The 12,674-nt window shown below is 61.3% G+C and carries 14 protein-coding genes; 3 read left to right on the forward strand and 11 right to left on the reverse strand.

Translation table 11 applies throughout. From position 1 onward, the window contains the following. Positions 1-444: 444 nt before the first annotated feature. Positions 445-1,182, reverse strand: a complete 738-nt coding sequence (locus tag NKJ40_RS21800) for an ImmA/IrrE family metallo-endopeptidase (RefSeq protein WP_352467832.1) — start codon at positions 1,180-1,182, stop codon at positions 445-447. A 115-nt stretch (positions 1,183-1,297) separates the two neighbouring features. After that, positions 1,298-1,684 carry a helix-turn-helix domain-containing protein gene (locus tag NKJ40_RS21805; RefSeq protein ID WP_352467833.1) on the reverse strand — a complete coding sequence of 129 codons (387 nt, stop codon included), beginning with the start codon at positions 1,682-1,684 and terminating at the stop codon, positions 1,298-1,300. A gap of 182 nt (positions 1,685-1,866) precedes the next feature. Between NKJ40_RS21805 and NKJ40_RS21810 the strand changes: the two genes are divergently transcribed. From NKJ40_RS21810 to NKJ40_RS21820, 3 genes are read left to right on the forward strand one after another with little or no spacing between them, the layout of a single operon-like run. Further along, positions 1,867-2,319, forward strand: coding sequence for a multiubiquitin domain-containing protein (locus tag NKJ40_RS21810; RefSeq protein ID WP_352467834.1), 453 nt, complete (start codon positions 1,867-1,869; stop codon positions 2,317-2,319). Beyond that, a complete protein-coding gene (locus tag NKJ40_RS21815) occupies positions 2,297-3,478 on the forward strand; it encodes a ThiF family adenylyltransferase (protein WP_352467835.1) in 1,182 nt (393 codons plus the stop codon). Before NKJ40_RS21810 ends, NKJ40_RS21815 begins: the two co-directional genes overlap by 23 nt. Continuing rightward, complete coding sequence (locus NKJ40_RS21820; RefSeq protein WP_352467836.1) at positions 3,479-3,889, forward strand: ubiquitination-like system serine protease family protein; 411 nt, start codon at positions 3,479-3,481, stop codon at positions 3,887-3,889. A gap of 408 nt (positions 3,890-4,297) precedes the next feature. Here the strand turns inward: NKJ40_RS21820 and NKJ40_RS21825 are convergent, their stop codons facing one another. Genes NKJ40_RS21825 through NKJ40_RS21865 form a run of 9 tightly spaced genes read right to left on the reverse strand, consistent with a single transcriptional unit; the run spans position 4,298 to position 12,665 of the window. Next, on the reverse strand, positions 4,298-4,570 hold the full coding sequence (locus NKJ40_RS21825; protein ID WP_023718715.1) for a DUF2274 domain-containing protein: 273 nt from the start codon (positions 4,568-4,570) through the stop codon (positions 4,298-4,300). Between the two features lie 11 nt (positions 4,571-4,581). Then, positions 4,582-5,799 (reverse strand): TraB/TrbI/VirB10 family type IV secretion system protein, encoded by a 1,218-nt coding sequence (locus tag NKJ40_RS21830; RefSeq protein WP_352467887.1) that lies wholly within the window; start codon positions 5,797-5,799, stop codon positions 4,582-4,584. A gap of 10 nt (positions 5,800-5,809) precedes the next feature. Beyond that, positions 5,810-6,838 carry a P-type conjugative transfer protein TrbG gene (gene trbG / locus NKJ40_RS21835; RefSeq protein WP_352467837.1) on the reverse strand — a complete coding sequence of 343 codons (1,029 nt, stop codon included), beginning with the start codon at positions 6,836-6,838 and terminating at the stop codon, positions 5,810-5,812. After that, entirely contained in the window at positions 6,828-7,559 is a 732-nt protein-coding gene (trbF, locus tag NKJ40_RS21840; protein ID WP_352467838.1) for a conjugal transfer protein TrbF, read from the reverse strand. Before trbF ends, trbG begins: the two co-directional genes overlap by 11 nt. Continuing rightward, positions 7,560-8,882, reverse strand: a complete 1,323-nt coding sequence (gene trbL / locus NKJ40_RS21845) for a P-type conjugative transfer protein TrbL (protein WP_352467839.1) — start codon at positions 8,880-8,882, stop codon at positions 7,560-7,562. Between the two features lie 36 nt (positions 8,883-8,918). Next, positions 8,919-9,644, reverse strand: coding sequence for a P-type conjugative transfer protein TrbJ (gene trbJ / locus NKJ40_RS21850; RefSeq protein WP_023718720.1), 726 nt, complete (start codon positions 9,642-9,644; stop codon positions 8,919-8,921). Next, a complete protein-coding gene (gene trbE / locus NKJ40_RS21855) occupies positions 9,641-12,091 on the reverse strand; it encodes a conjugal transfer protein TrbE (protein WP_352467840.1) in 2,451 nt (816 codons plus the stop codon). The genes trbJ and trbE overlap by 4 nt, the downstream gene beginning before the upstream one ends. Beyond that, positions 12,085-12,357, reverse strand: a complete 273-nt coding sequence (locus NKJ40_RS21860) for a VirB3 family type IV secretion system protein (protein ID WP_023680309.1) — start codon at positions 12,355-12,357, stop codon at positions 12,085-12,087. The genes trbE and NKJ40_RS21860 overlap by 7 nt, the downstream gene beginning before the upstream one ends. Continuing rightward, a complete protein-coding gene (locus tag NKJ40_RS21865) occupies positions 12,357-12,665 on the reverse strand; it encodes a TrbC/VirB2 family type IV secretion system protein (protein ID WP_023680310.1) in 309 nt (102 codons plus the stop codon). The genes NKJ40_RS21860 and NKJ40_RS21865 overlap by 1 nt, the downstream gene beginning before the upstream one ends. Positions 12,666-12,674: the final 9 nt, after the last annotated feature.

Consider the following 12,674-nt stretch of genomic DNA (forward strand, 5'->3'; position numbering starts at 1 on the left):
AAGCAACAGCAGCCTGATCAGACCAGATACCGTTCCCGATTCGAAGGCCTCCGTCGAAAGCGCTCGCGTCAACGTGCAGCGAAAATAGCGCTTACCCTCAAGGAGCGATTGAAACCAAGCCGCTTGTCAAAGAAAGTGGCTAGCAAAATTCCACGATAACCTTTGGGTTAGCGGCAGGAATGTTCTTCGACGAAGCTCCAGCAGAATGCAAAGTGGAGCCAACTGAGGCATCTCAGAGAAAGAATTGTCGTCGGCGCATTGCGGGACCGTCTGACTGAATGTCAAAATGGGGCCGTGACCCGACGGACCGCTTTTTCTCTCGAAAGAAAGATATCGGCCGCTCGATTGGGAGCGCAAAAAGTCTGGGAATGATCCTGCCCGGACGCTGAAAAGGTCTGCATATTGGGCGATCGATCCGCTGGCCTAGCAAACTCAGGTCTCCACCTATCGCCGCTTCCTGCCGCCCGGCCAGGGCAGATTGCCGTCAAGCTCACGCAGGCCGTAGGTCTGTTCCTCCCATTGCTTGCGCTCGAGACGCGCGGGCGGGGCGTCGTCCTCTTCGTACCACAGCAGCGTCATGGTCTGATCCCATTGACCAACATGCAAGACGTCTTCGAATAGGCCGCCATCGCGGTCCCAGTCTTCGAACCACTCATCGGCCTCCGCTTCTTCAGGCCCTGATGGCTTCTCGCCCGCTCGTGCTCGTGCGCTGTAGGAACCCTCGGGCAGGAGCGCCCCGGGCCTGACCCAGCCCTTTGCCTGACGTAGACTTGCCGAGCGGGCGCTGTAGCGAACCTTGCCGCCTTCGGAGACGACGAACGCGCAGAGATTTTTCGAGAAGGTTGCGAAACGCGAGCCGGCGGCAAGAAGCGAGGCATCGAAATCATCGGCCAGCGTGCCGACGGCCGCCATGCCCATTTCCGACATGTCAACCTGCGGCTTGAAGAGCTTGTATGGTAGGAGTAGCTCGGCGGCGAAAATGTCGCAGAAAATCTCGCCTTGGGGCCGCTTGGTGAGACTCCAGCTTGGCTGGCTATGATCGGGGGCGATGTCTAAAACCGCGTGGGCAACCTCGTGGCAGACGGTAAACCTCTGACGCCTGTTGTTCTGATTGCAGTTCACGCAGATCTTGTATTTGCCCTTGGGCGTCTTGAACGACCAGCCATCTTCGCCGTCGTTCAAGGCTTCCTTTTTGATCGTGCCGTCGATTGCTGCCGCATAGATATCGACTGAGACCGGCTGCGCAAGCGGCCCGCATTTGCTGATAAACGCCCGTGCAGATGAAACGACTGACAACTCATCCATCATCGTCTTCCATCATCATGCGCCTGATGCGCGCGAGCGAGGTCGCGTAATCCGCGCGCGTGCCGCGATTCACAACGGTGGAAAGCATCTGCAGCTCCTCGGCGCTGATACTCTGATCCTGACGGACAAATTCCAAGATATTCGGATTAACGTTCTCCTGGCGCGCGAGGTGGCGCAGAACTTCGCGATCGCGCTTTGAGGCTGACAGCGCAGTCGCTAGCTTGTCCAAAACGTCTTCGGATGGGGCTTCCTTTACGCCCGTTTCAAGCCGGTGAATGTAGGCGTGATCGACCTCGCTGCGCTGGCCGAGATCCCTTAGGCTCAGCTTTCTTTCTTCCCTTAGGCCTTTCAACCACACACCCAGTGCTGTTTCCGGCATTCGCCCTCCTTGACAAATTTTTTTCAATCGCTATTTGTTGTCTGTGTGGACAACAGGCTCTGATCTGATGTGAATTAGACCAGGGCTTTTTTCGAACCCCTTCTGTTGTCTGGCCGGACACCAAAATGCCACCGGTCGGGGCGAAACGCAAGCGCCGCCAGAGGCGGGAAAGGATATAAGTCATGCTGGACATTGCTGCGTCGCACATCGTGCGCATCCACATCAATCGAGTGGCGATCAATTCGCCCAACCCAACGACCGGTGAAGCGCTCTATGCGCTGGCCGACATTAAGCAGCACGAGAGGCTCTACCGCGAGGTCGCGGGCGACGAGGAAGATGAGCGCATTCCGCGCGATGACACGCCGATCCATCTGACGCAGGATCAGCATTTCTACAGCCAGAAGGTCTTCGACATTCTGGTTAATGGCGATGACCACGAGATCGACACCAAACAGATCACTTACGCCCGCGTGGTCGATCTCTATCTCGGGCAGGGCGGAAAGCCCTCGAACGAATATCTCGTCAAATACTCCCACGGTCCGGTCGAGAACCCGAGCGGCACGCTCGCACCGGGTCAGAAGGTGAAGGTGAAGGATGGAATGCGCTTTCGAGTTGCCGGAACTGGTGAATCATAACCCCTTCCTTCGTGATCTGGACGAGACGGGATACCTGATCGACTTCGTGGGCGGTTATTTCGTTATATACGGTCTGCCCTACCTCGACAGCGAGGCCGGCTTGCAGCACGGCGATTGGGCCTGCCCACTTGGTCTGACCGGCCCGGTCATCGGCCCCCCCGCCGATCACCAAGCCTGGTGGCGCGGCAGCCGACCCCACGACCAGCAGGGACGCGAGCTCAGGCTTGGCGGCGGTCCCAATCCCGTTGAGGTGACGCCTGATCTCGTCATGAGCTGCTCCTTCTCTTACAAGTTGATGGATGAGCAGGGCGCGCTGCGCGCGTACCAGTCGTTCGAGGAAAAGGTACAGACATACATCGATACGATCACGACGCCGGCGGTCAATGCTTATCCTCAGGCTACACCCCTACGTGGGATCGCCGTCAAGGCGGCCGCGCAGGGTTCGCCGCTGCGCTTTCCCGACACCATGTCCGCGCGCTATCACCTCAATGATCTCTCAGCGCTCATGCGCGGCAAGAAGGTCGCCATCGTCGGCCTTGGCGGAACTGGCTCCTTCATTCTCGATTCAGTGGCTCGTACGCATCTTGAGCAGATTGCGCTGTTCGATGATGACAAGGTCCATCTCCACACGATCTTCAGATGGCCGGGCTTTATCCCCGGCGCCATCGGCAAGCTGAAAGTCGAGGCGCTTGCCATGCACTATGATCAATGGCATGCGGGCATTGTGCCGGTCGCCGAACGCATCACGGCCGACAATGTTATTCGCCTCCGCGAGTTCGATTTCGTCTTCGTCTCGGTTGATGAGGGGCCGGCGCGCCTGTTGATCGTGGACTGGCTGAGTGCGAACAACATTCCCTTTGTCGATTGCGGCATGGGCCTGAACCGCTCGGCCGTCGGGCTCAGCGGCTTCGTGCGCATTACGGGCACCGACCGTGCCGCCTTCGACAACAATCGGGGTACGGTGCGTCTGCCGGTCGAAAACGCGAAGGCTGACGAATATCGCAAGCAGGCGCAGATTCCCGAGCTCAATGCGCTGAATGCCAACATGGCCGTGATCCGGTTCAAGCAGCATTTCGGGTTGCTGGACCGGGAGAGTGATGCGACCTCGATAATCTTCGATACCGTAACCTTCGAAATGGACCGGGCGGGGGGAGTCTAGATGAGATTTCGCTATGAAGCGGTCGAGCGCATGCCCAAGCCTTTGGTGCCGGGCGTCGTCTATCACAGCGAGGAGTTCGAGATCGGGGCCCTGCTGTGCGCTTGCGGCTGTGGTCATCGTGTTTCGTTGCTGGTGCCCGACAGCCACCAGGTCACTGAACAAGGCGGTATGGCGACGGTGCGCCCTTCGATTGCCGTCTGCGATGCACCCTGCAATTCGCATTACTTCATTACGGTCGGCGAGGTTGAGTGGCTGCGCGCCTTCGATCCAGCCACGTCGCAAGCGGTGATGCGCAAGCAGATCGAACGCCACGCGCACGGCGACCCCGCGCGTCTGTCCTTCCTGAAGCGTGTGCTGTCTGCGCTGGGCCGTGTCTGGACCCGGTTCACTTCCTTTGGGCCGCCGCAGTAGCCCTCGTAACAGGCAGGCTGATCCCGGCCTGCCTGTTTTGTTGGTGTCAGTAGGCGACAGACAAAGCGAGCACGCCATGAGGCGCAAATGCCTCGATCTGTGGTTGATGAAGGCAAGCGCGACGGGCCGCAAGCGGCAGTTCTGGCCCTGCCAACCAATGCCCGCTTCCAACAAGAAGCCAACGTCCGGAAGTGGGCATGGTCGACTTCGAGGGCATCGCCAGCGATGTCTGCTTTTAAGAAGCTGTGAAGTGGACCTTTACGGCCGTCAAAGGCGCAGAGCCGGCATTGGTTCGGGGCAGATCAGCTCGTCTATTGTGCCCTATGTTTCGGCTTGTCGCCGGCAAATTGCTTCAATGCATTTGCCCGCCTAGAAAGGTGCCCCCTCGGACTCACTGGTCGCTGTCACTTATTCGGACCCTGAAATTGGCTGCCGCCGCGATTTCTCTGACTTGTCGACGACAGGGAGGCCTTCCTTTCTGGCCTTGGCAAACGCTCGATCGCTCTCCAGGAACTCCGCCAGCATGAACGGGATGAGTTCCGCTACGGATTCGGACTCGCCATAGGTCTGACGATAAAGCGCTGCATAGTCCTTCAGTGCTTGGTTGAGGTCTGCACTTACGCTTATGGTGATCTTCGAAGGTGTCCGATCCGGAAGTTTGCCGAGTTTCAGATTGGTCATGATGACTCCAGTCAATTCGGGTACGGCCGTAGCACAAGATCCTTGTGCACGATGACGCGCAGTGGCCAACCAGGGCGGACGGTGATCGTGGGCTGAATATTGAGGTTCTTCTCGGTGATGCGCTGGCCAGCTTGACTGACGTTCTGCTGAGCGGATTCGCGGATTGCTTTGACCAGGTCGCTTTCGTCTTGCCCGAGGCTCAGCTCCGTGCCGACCCCCAGCAACGTGGCCAGCGCAACGCCTTTCATCAGCTGCCAGGTGTGGAAATCCACCTTGTCCTCAAGCCCGGCATAGCCGGCGGTGTCCGTCGCCGGCAGATTGTCGATTTCGATCGAAGAGCCGTCGGGCAGCAGTATCCGTTGCCAGACCAGCAGCGCGCGCCTTTGTCCAAAGGCAACAACGCTGTCATAGGTGCCAATCAGGCGAGAGCCTTGCGGAATGAGCAAGGTGCTGCCGGTGACTGTGTCGTGCACATTCTCGGTGACCTGTGCGACGACGAGGCCGGGCAAGTCGGAATTGATGCCAGTGATCAGGCTCGCTGCGATGACGCTGCCGGCCATCAGCTGATACGGCGAAGCCGGCGTCTGCAGTGCATGCAGATTGTAGATTCCACTTGTGTTCCGCTGGCTGACAAAATCGAGCTTGCGCTGTTGATTGTTTTGGTCGCCCTCGGCCGGTGCAACGGAAGCTGAATCGCGTGCGGCATCGGATTGTGGAGCCGTTCCATCAAAGGGTGGACGCCCGCCCTGCCCGTTGCCGGCGGCATCCGCTTGCCGGGGTCGATTTTCGATCCGGAAGAAGACTTGCGATTCGCGCGCCTCGATCGCCTGCTGTGCAAGGCGCTGCTCCTCCGCCGAAACCTCCTGGCCCGGCGCGATGCCCAGCTGGCGTTGGTGCTCAAGGATGGGGCGGCCGAGGTCGCCGGGCAGCGGTGGTCCAAGCACCGGAGGCTTGGGCTTGATCCCGGAATAGTCCTTAGGCAGCCTTTCAATTGCCTCCGCGGTTGGCTTCCGCTCGGTGTTGTAAAGCTCTTCAGCCTGCTCTTTGATGCGCAGTGCCGGTCCTTGCAGCGCCATCATGGTGACGGCTAGAACGGTCCCGGAACCAACAGCAGCAATGGCGACAATAATGCCGCGCTTGAAGCGCACAGCGCGGCGAGGCGAGGCCCGCAGCTGCAGCTGTTCTGGATCGAGTTTCGGTGGAGCATCGGAGCGGGAAGTATCCGTCATGGGCCGTCCCTCACCTGCTGGAACGCGAAAAGAGCAATATCCGCCGCGGCGCTTGCCTGCCGTCGGTCCTCGTGATGCGCACCACCTGCTGCTGCTTGGCGCCGAGGCGCAGTTCGGCCGCGGCGAAGAGGCGATCGACGATGTAATAGTTGCCCCGTACGCGGTAGTTGACGAGCTGGTTGTCCCCGTCAGCACCGACGATGAAGAGCGGCGGGGCCTCGCCCTGATCGATGCGGCGCGGAAACTCGATGTAGACCTTGCTGCCATCATCGAACGCGCGCGTCGGCCTCCAGGGCGGCATGTCGCCGGTAATCGAATAGCGGAAGCGAATATTTTCGAGAGCCACATTCGACGCCACTGGCATAGCGGCGTCGGCCTGCGCATTGCGCCGGCGTAGCGCGATGATCTGGTCCTCGCTGTAAGTCCAGGAGATGGCCGCCATGGCGGTCTTATCCGTGCTTTGAAGCTGCAGGTGATAGCTTCGCCGGTCCGTGGTGATCACCAGATTGGTGGCAAGTCCTGGCGCGAAGGGCTTCACCAGCACATGGGTGCGCTGGTCATCGCCGGAGCCACTGACGGTGTCGCCAATTACCCAGCGCACTGTATCGCCGGCCGACACGGATTGGAGTTTCTCGCCTGACTGCAGAGCGATATCGCTGACGCGCTCCGGTGCGGCATAGAGCTGGTAGAGCGCGCCTTCGGCAAAAGGGTAAACCTGCACCGCATTCACATAGCCATATTTGGTGGGTTGCTGCGTCGCCGCCTTGTTGGCATCGGCGACACGTTCTTCAGGCGAGCGCCTGTCTTCAGCAGCCTTGCCCGGCTCGGGCTGCAACTGGCCGGGCAGCGGCAGCGGTGTCGGCACTTCCACGACCTTGACGGGCTTCTCCGGCGCCTTCTCGATTGCCGCCGGTTGGAACTTGGCAGCATCATAGGAAATCTGCGGTGGCGGCACCGGCTTCGAGGCACAGGCCGAAAGTACCGCGGTCGACGCCGACAGGATCAGGACGGTGCGGAGCGATGGGGCTCTATTTGTCATTGGCGGGCTCCTTCGGGGAAACGGTTGTCGGCGCGGCGCTGTCCAGCTCGCGCGACCAGTCGATGGCATTGATGAAGACGCCGAGCGGGTTTTTGCGCAGCTGATCGGTATTGTTCGGCGGCCGGATCACAATGGTGAGGATCCCGGTCCAACGCGTTGTGCTGGCGAGGCTGCCGCGCTCAAAGACCTGCTCGGTCCATTTGACTTGAAAGGAGTTGTCGGACGCTCGAACCACGCTCGTCACCTGCACCGAGACGCTGCGCGTGCCGATCTTGCCGAACGGGTCATTGGCCTTAGCGTACTCATTGAGAAAGAGGGCTGCACGGTCGGTGGCGAAGTCGTAGGCCGAGAGCCAATTCTGCCGCACCAGCACCGCATCGGTGGAGACGGAGCGGACATTCTGGATGAAATGGCCGAGATGCCAGGCAATCTGGGCATCGTCGGGCTCGTAGGTTTGGATTGCCGGCGCGACAGCCCGTGTTTCACCGAAGCGGTCAACCTCGACAACATAAGGCACGACGCGGCCCTGCATCGACTGCCACAAGAGTCCACCAGAGAGCCCGATGGCCAGAGCGAGGCAGCCAAAGGCCATCAGGCGCCAGTTCCTTGCCTGCACGCGCGCAGTGCCGATGCGCTCGTCCCAAAGTTGGGCCGCCTTCTGGTATGGTGTGACCGGGTGGGGCGTCTTCCCGTAACGCTGAACAGGTCGCTTGAAGAGCATCTAGTCTTCCTTATCGTTGAGAGAGGGGTTGGCCCCGCTTCCACCCCGATCGCCATCGCGGACGGCCTGCGTGGCGGCGTGGCGATGGGCGCGCGCGGTCTGTTGGGAACGCAAGCGCCTCGCCCACGCCGGCGCGGCATTGGCACCTGACGCGGCAGGGTTTCCGATCATTGATGCGGTCGGCGTGCCGCCCGTCGCGGTCCAGGCGGCATCGCGGCCGGCATCGGCGCTGCGCCGGAATGGTTCTGTTGCAGATCGCATTCCCCGCATCGCGGCGCCGCCAGCTGCGCCGGCAACGCCCTGCAGTCCAGCAGCTACGCCGGAGAGCCCGGACTCGGGCGATGTTGCACGCCGCATCTGCCAAGCTGTGGAAGCAGCCGATCCCATGGCCGTGCCGGCTCGAACGGCGGCGAGACCGCCGCCGGTTGCCATGCGCGCGCCGGCAAGCGCCGCACCTCCGGCAACGAGCGTTGATCCGGCAGCCGCCGCGGTGGTTCCGAGTGCGGCTCCCGCGCCAAGCTGCGGCGCGCCCGAGACAAGACCCGAGGCAATTCCCGGCCCGAAAATGCCGAGCCCAAGCAGCGCCAACGCGCCCAGTACCTGTGACATGGCCGCGGCCAAGTCCGGCTCCTTGCCTTGCAGCGCGGAAGCGAACTCGCCGAAGAGCGTGGAGCCGATGCCGACGATGACAGCAAGCACCATCACCTTAATGCCCGACGAGATCACATTCCCGAGCACGCGCTCGGCCAGAAACGCCGAGCGGTTCAAGAGCGCGAAAGGCACCAGAACAAAACCGGCCAATGTGGTGAGTTTGAACTCCAGAATGGTGATGAAGAGCTGAATTGAAAGAATGAAGAAGGCGATGAGGACCAGGAACCAGGCGAGAAGCAGCACGAAGATGGTCAGCGCGTTGCCAAAGATCTCGGGGAAGCCGACTAGCTGGCTCGCTTGATTGAGCAGCGGCCAGGCGCCCTCGAAGCCGGCCGCGGCAATGCGGCCTGGCCGCAGGAGACTGTCGGCCGACAGATTGCCGGCCGATGCGTTGATGCCGAGCCCGGCAAAGGAATGGTAGATGATGTCGGCGAGGTTCTTAAAATTGTTCAGGATGAAGGCGAAGGCGCCGACATAGAGCACTTTTCGGACAAGCCGGCCAAGAACATTGGGCTCGCCGCCGAACGCCCAGACCAGGCCTGCCAGCGTGATGTCGATGCCGATCAGGATGGTGGTGAGAAAGGCGACGTCGCCCGAAAGCAGACCGAACCCGCTATCAATATAGCGGGTAAAAGTCTCCATGAAGCGATCAATGACGCCGAGGTCGTTCATGTCGCCGCCTTCCTCGTTGTCTTGAAGAACTGCTGATCAGTTGCCGGGATAGGCCGTTCCGGTGCCCAGGAAACGCTTCGTCGTCTCGCGGGCGGCTTCCTCGGACTGCGCCTTGCGGGCAGCATCTTCGGCTTCAGCCCGGAACTGGGTCGCGAGCAGCGTCTGGATCTGAATCTGCTGCTTGGTCGAAAGCGCGATCAGCTGATTGGTGGCCTGGCTTGCCTCAAGGGCACCTGCCGCGCCCTGACTGCGGTTGACGAGATCGGTAAGCAGGTCGCCGTCGGCCCGCACGTTCTCCACGATCTGCGACTGCGCGCTCATGGTTTGGCGGAACGCCTGCATGGCGTTTTGCCAGCGCTCGCGCGCGGCGCTCGCCACATCGCTGACCTTGATTGTGGCGTCGTAGCTTTCCGGATATTGCACACGCCACTGGTTCTGAAGCTTGTCGAGATCGAAGCTCAGGCCGCTGGCCTGGGTCATCAGGCCGTCGATCCGTTGGAGCGAACCTGTGAGCTGGCCGACGGAAGAAAAATCCAGGCGCTGAAGGTTGCGCGCCATGTTCTGCAGCATCGTCGCCTGGTTCTGAAGCGACTGGATCTGGTTGTTTATCTGCTCCAGGGAACGTGCCGCTGTCAGCACGTTCTGCGCATAATTCGATGGATCGAACACGATTAGGGCGTGGGCCGGCTGGACGTAGTCGGCCATTGGTTTTGCGATCAGGGAAACGGTGATCAGGCTGGTGAGAAGGCGGCGCCGCATCATGACGATTGCTCCTTGTCTGGTTGAGGGAATTGCTGGAGAAGCTCGGCAGCCCAATCGAGGCCGCGCGCACTCAGGAACCGGGAAGCAAAGCTGTCCTGCCCGTGCTCTGACAGGACGCTGTCGATCAAATCTTGCGTGGCCGGATCAGAGGCGCCGCAGAGCGCAAGAGCGATCGGGCCGAGCCCGAGCTCGAAGAGGCGGTTGCCGCGGCGCGACTGCAGATAATACTGGCGCTTCGGTGTGGCACGGGCGACCAATTCGATTTGCCGCTCGTTCAGGCCGAAGCACTCATAGGCTGCCCGCACCTGCGGTTCCACGGCACGGTCATTGGGGAGAAAAATGCGCTGTGGGCAGCTCTCGATGATCGCCGGCGCGATGGAAGAGCCAGCGATGTCTGCAAGTGACTGCGTGGCGAAAATGACGGAGACGTTCTTCTTTCGCAGCACCTTCAGCCATTCGCGGATGCGGGCGGCAAAGAGCGGGTTGTCGAGATAGACCCAGGCCTCGTCGAGCATGAGCAGTGTTGGCCGGCCGTCGAGCCGCTCCTCGAGGCGATGGAAGAGATAGGTGAGCACCGGCAGCGCGGCGCCTTCCTGGTGCATCAGCTCTTCGGTCTCGAAACACTGCACATCCGACAAAGCCAGCCGATCTTCATCGGCATCGAGCAGCCGGCCGAAGGGACCGTCGAGCGTGTAGGGCATCAACGCGGCCTTGAGTCCATTGGACTGAAGCAGAACCGACAGGCCCGTCAGCGTGCGTTCCCGCACCGGCGCAGTGGCAAGGCTGATGAGTGCCGACCAGATCGCCTCCTTTACCTCCGGCGTAACGGTGACATTCTCATGGGCAACGAGGCCGGCGATCCATTCCGCCGCCCAGCTGCGAGTAGCCTGGTCGCCGATATTGCTCAGTGGCTGGAAGGCAAGCGCACCATCCGCGCCCAGAGCGTGGTGTTCTCCGCCCATGGCCAGTGTTGCCGCACGAGCCGAATTGCCGTTGTCGAAGACATAGACCTGCGCCCCGGCATAGCGTCGAAACTGCAGAGCGACTAGCGCAAGCAGAACCGACTTGCCGGCACCGGTCGGACCAACGACCAGCATGTGGCCGACATCGCCGACGTGGGTGGAAAGCCGAAACGGTGTCGACCCGTTGGTCTCTGCGAAGAGAAGCGGCGGGGATTCGGTCCCAGTCACGTTGGTGAGATGCTCGTTATCCACCGGACCGGCCCACGCCGACGACAGCGGCATGACATGGGCAAGATTCAGCGTGTGAACGAGCGGCTGGCGAACGTTAGCGTAGACATGACCGGGCAACGAGCCGAGCCACGCCTCGACCGCATTGATGCTTTCACGGATCGTGGTGAAGCCGAGCCCATTGACTATGCGCTCAACCGCTCGGAGCTTTTCCGCGGCGGTCTGCCGGTCCTGGTCCCATACCGTCACCGTTGTGGTGAGATAGCCGAAGCCGACGTGATCGCCGCCCAATGTCTGAAGGGCGGCATCCGCATCGAGCGCCTTGTTGTCGGCGTCACTATCGACGAGAGGGACGGGTTCGTTGGTCACGACCTCGCGCAGGATGGCTGCGACCGATTTGCGCTTGGCAAACCACTGACGGCGCAACCGGGTCAGTGTCTTTGTGGCTTCCGTCTTGTCGAGCGGGATGAAGCGCGTCATCCAGCGGTAGGCGAAATCCTGATGGTTGAGCGCGTCGAGGATCCCTGGCCGGGTGACGTTCGGGAAACCAAGGATGGTGAGGGTGCACAGATGCTGCTCACCTAGCATCGGCTCCAGGCCGCCGGTAAGCGGCGCGTCAACCAGAACACCGTCGAGATACATTGGCGTTTCCGGCATGGCGACCGGATGGCGGTAGGTCGAGATTGTGCCGTGCAGATAGGTTAGCGTCTCGGCATCATCGAGGGCGCGCACTTCCGGCATGAAGCCGGACAGCAAATCCAGGACGCGGTCGGTCCCGTCGCGAAACCACGCCAGCTCCTGGCGCCAGTCTCTAGCCCCTCCCGAGTGATGCGAGTCGACCAGTGCGCTTTCCGCCCGCGCCTGGCCATCTGGCGCCGGCATGAAGACCAAGGTCAGATGATAGCGACTCTCGAAGTGCGCGACCTTGCCCTCGAAGGCCGCGCGCCGTTCCTCATCGACCAGCCATGAGGCAGCATCGGGAAAAGCCGAGCTCGGATAGCCCAGCGCTTCAACGCGCTCGGCCTCGAAAAACAACCCCCATCCGGAGCCCAACCTTCGTAGCGCATTGTTGGCTCGTGCGCAGATGCCGACCAATTCGGCTTCGGTCGCGCTTTCAAGGTCGGGGCCACGGAACCGGAAGGTTCGCTGGAAGCTACCGTCTTTATTGAGCACGATGCCGGGCGCCACCAAAGCGGCCCAGGGCAGATGATCGGCCAGCCGATCGGCTTTGCCGCGATACTCCGAAAGGTTCAGCATGCAAGCCACCCTTTCAGGCGAAGATGACGGACAAGCACGCTGGCGAAGTCCGGATCGCGGCGAGCGGCAAAGACCGCGAGCGTGTGGCCGGCGATCCAGAGCGCCAGTCCGGCGATCCACTGCTGCAGGCCAAGGCCTATTGCCGCGGCCACAGTGCCGTTGAGGATCGCCACCGCTCGCGGCGCGCCGCCCAGCAGGATCGGCTCAGTCAATGCCCTGTGAACGGGGACTTCGAAACCCTCGATATGCTGCTCTCCGGTGGCCATCAAACGAGTGCCCCGCCGCCGAAGGAGAAGAAGGAGAGAAAGAAGCTCGATGCCGCGAAGGCGATCGACAGGCCGAAGACAATCTGGATCAGCCGGCGAAAACCGCCTGCCGTGTCACCGAAAGCAAGGGTCAGGCCGGTGGTGATGATGATGATCACCGCGACGATCTTGGCGACCGGTCCCTGCACCGACTCAAGGATCTGCTGCAGCGGCTGTTCCCAAGGCATGCCGGAGCCCGCTGCGTGGGCCGGGACGGTGAGAAGAAACGCGAGCGCGGTGGACGAAAGGAAGCGAAGCTTCTTGAGCATGAGGTGACC

Origin of the sequence: Mesorhizobium sp. M0119 (assembly GCF_040322615.1) — a bacterium.
GTDB lineage: Bacteria > Pseudomonadota > Alphaproteobacteria > Rhizobiales > Rhizobiaceae > Mesorhizobium.

What these genes read in the sequence shown, in the direction of transcription:
- NKJ40_RS21820 (WP_352467836.1), top strand. Translation starts at nt 3,479, where the DNA reads ATGAGATTTCGCTATGAAGCGGTCGAGCGCATGCCCAAGCCTTTGGTG.
- NKJ40_RS21860 (WP_023680309.1), bottom strand. Translation starts at nt 12,357, where the DNA reads ATGGCCACCGGAGAGCAGCATATCGAGGGTTTCGAAGTCCCCGTTCAC.
- trbF (WP_352467838.1), bottom strand. Translation starts at nt 7,559, where the DNA reads ATGCTCTTCAAGCGACCTGTTCAGCGTTACGGGAAGACGCCCCACCCG.
- NKJ40_RS21805 (WP_352467833.1), bottom strand. Translation starts at nt 1,684, where the DNA reads ATGCCGGAAACAGCACTGGGTGTGTGGTTGAAAGGCCTAAGGGAAGAA.
- NKJ40_RS21830 (WP_352467887.1), bottom strand. Translation starts at nt 5,799, where the DNA reads ATGACGGATACTTCCCGCTCCGATGCTCCACCGAAACTCGATCCAGAA.
- NKJ40_RS21810 (WP_352467834.1), top strand. Translation starts at nt 1,867, where the DNA reads ATGCTGGACATTGCTGCGTCGCACATCGTGCGCATCCACATCAATCGA.
- NKJ40_RS21825 (WP_023718715.1), bottom strand. Translation starts at nt 4,570, where the DNA reads ATGACCAATCTGAAACTCGGCAAACTTCCGGATCGGACACCTTCGAAG.
- NKJ40_RS21865 (WP_023680310.1), bottom strand. Translation starts at nt 12,665, where the DNA reads ATGCTCAAGAAGCTTCGCTTCCTTTCGTCCACCGCGCTCGCGTTTCTT.
- trbL (WP_352467839.1), bottom strand. Translation starts at nt 8,882, where the DNA reads ATGAACGACCTCGGCGTCATTGATCGCTTCATGGAGACTTTTACCCGC.
- trbE (WP_352467840.1), bottom strand. Translation starts at nt 12,091, where the DNA reads ATGCTGAACCTTTCGGAGTATCGCGGCAAAGCCGATCGGCTGGCCGAT.
- trbJ (WP_023718720.1), bottom strand. Translation starts at nt 9,644, where the DNA reads ATGATGCGGCGCCGCCTTCTCACCAGCCTGATCACCGTTTCCCTGATC.
- trbG (WP_352467837.1), bottom strand. Translation starts at nt 6,838, where the DNA reads ATGACAAATAGAGCCCCATCGCTCCGCACCGTCCTGATCCTGTCGGCG.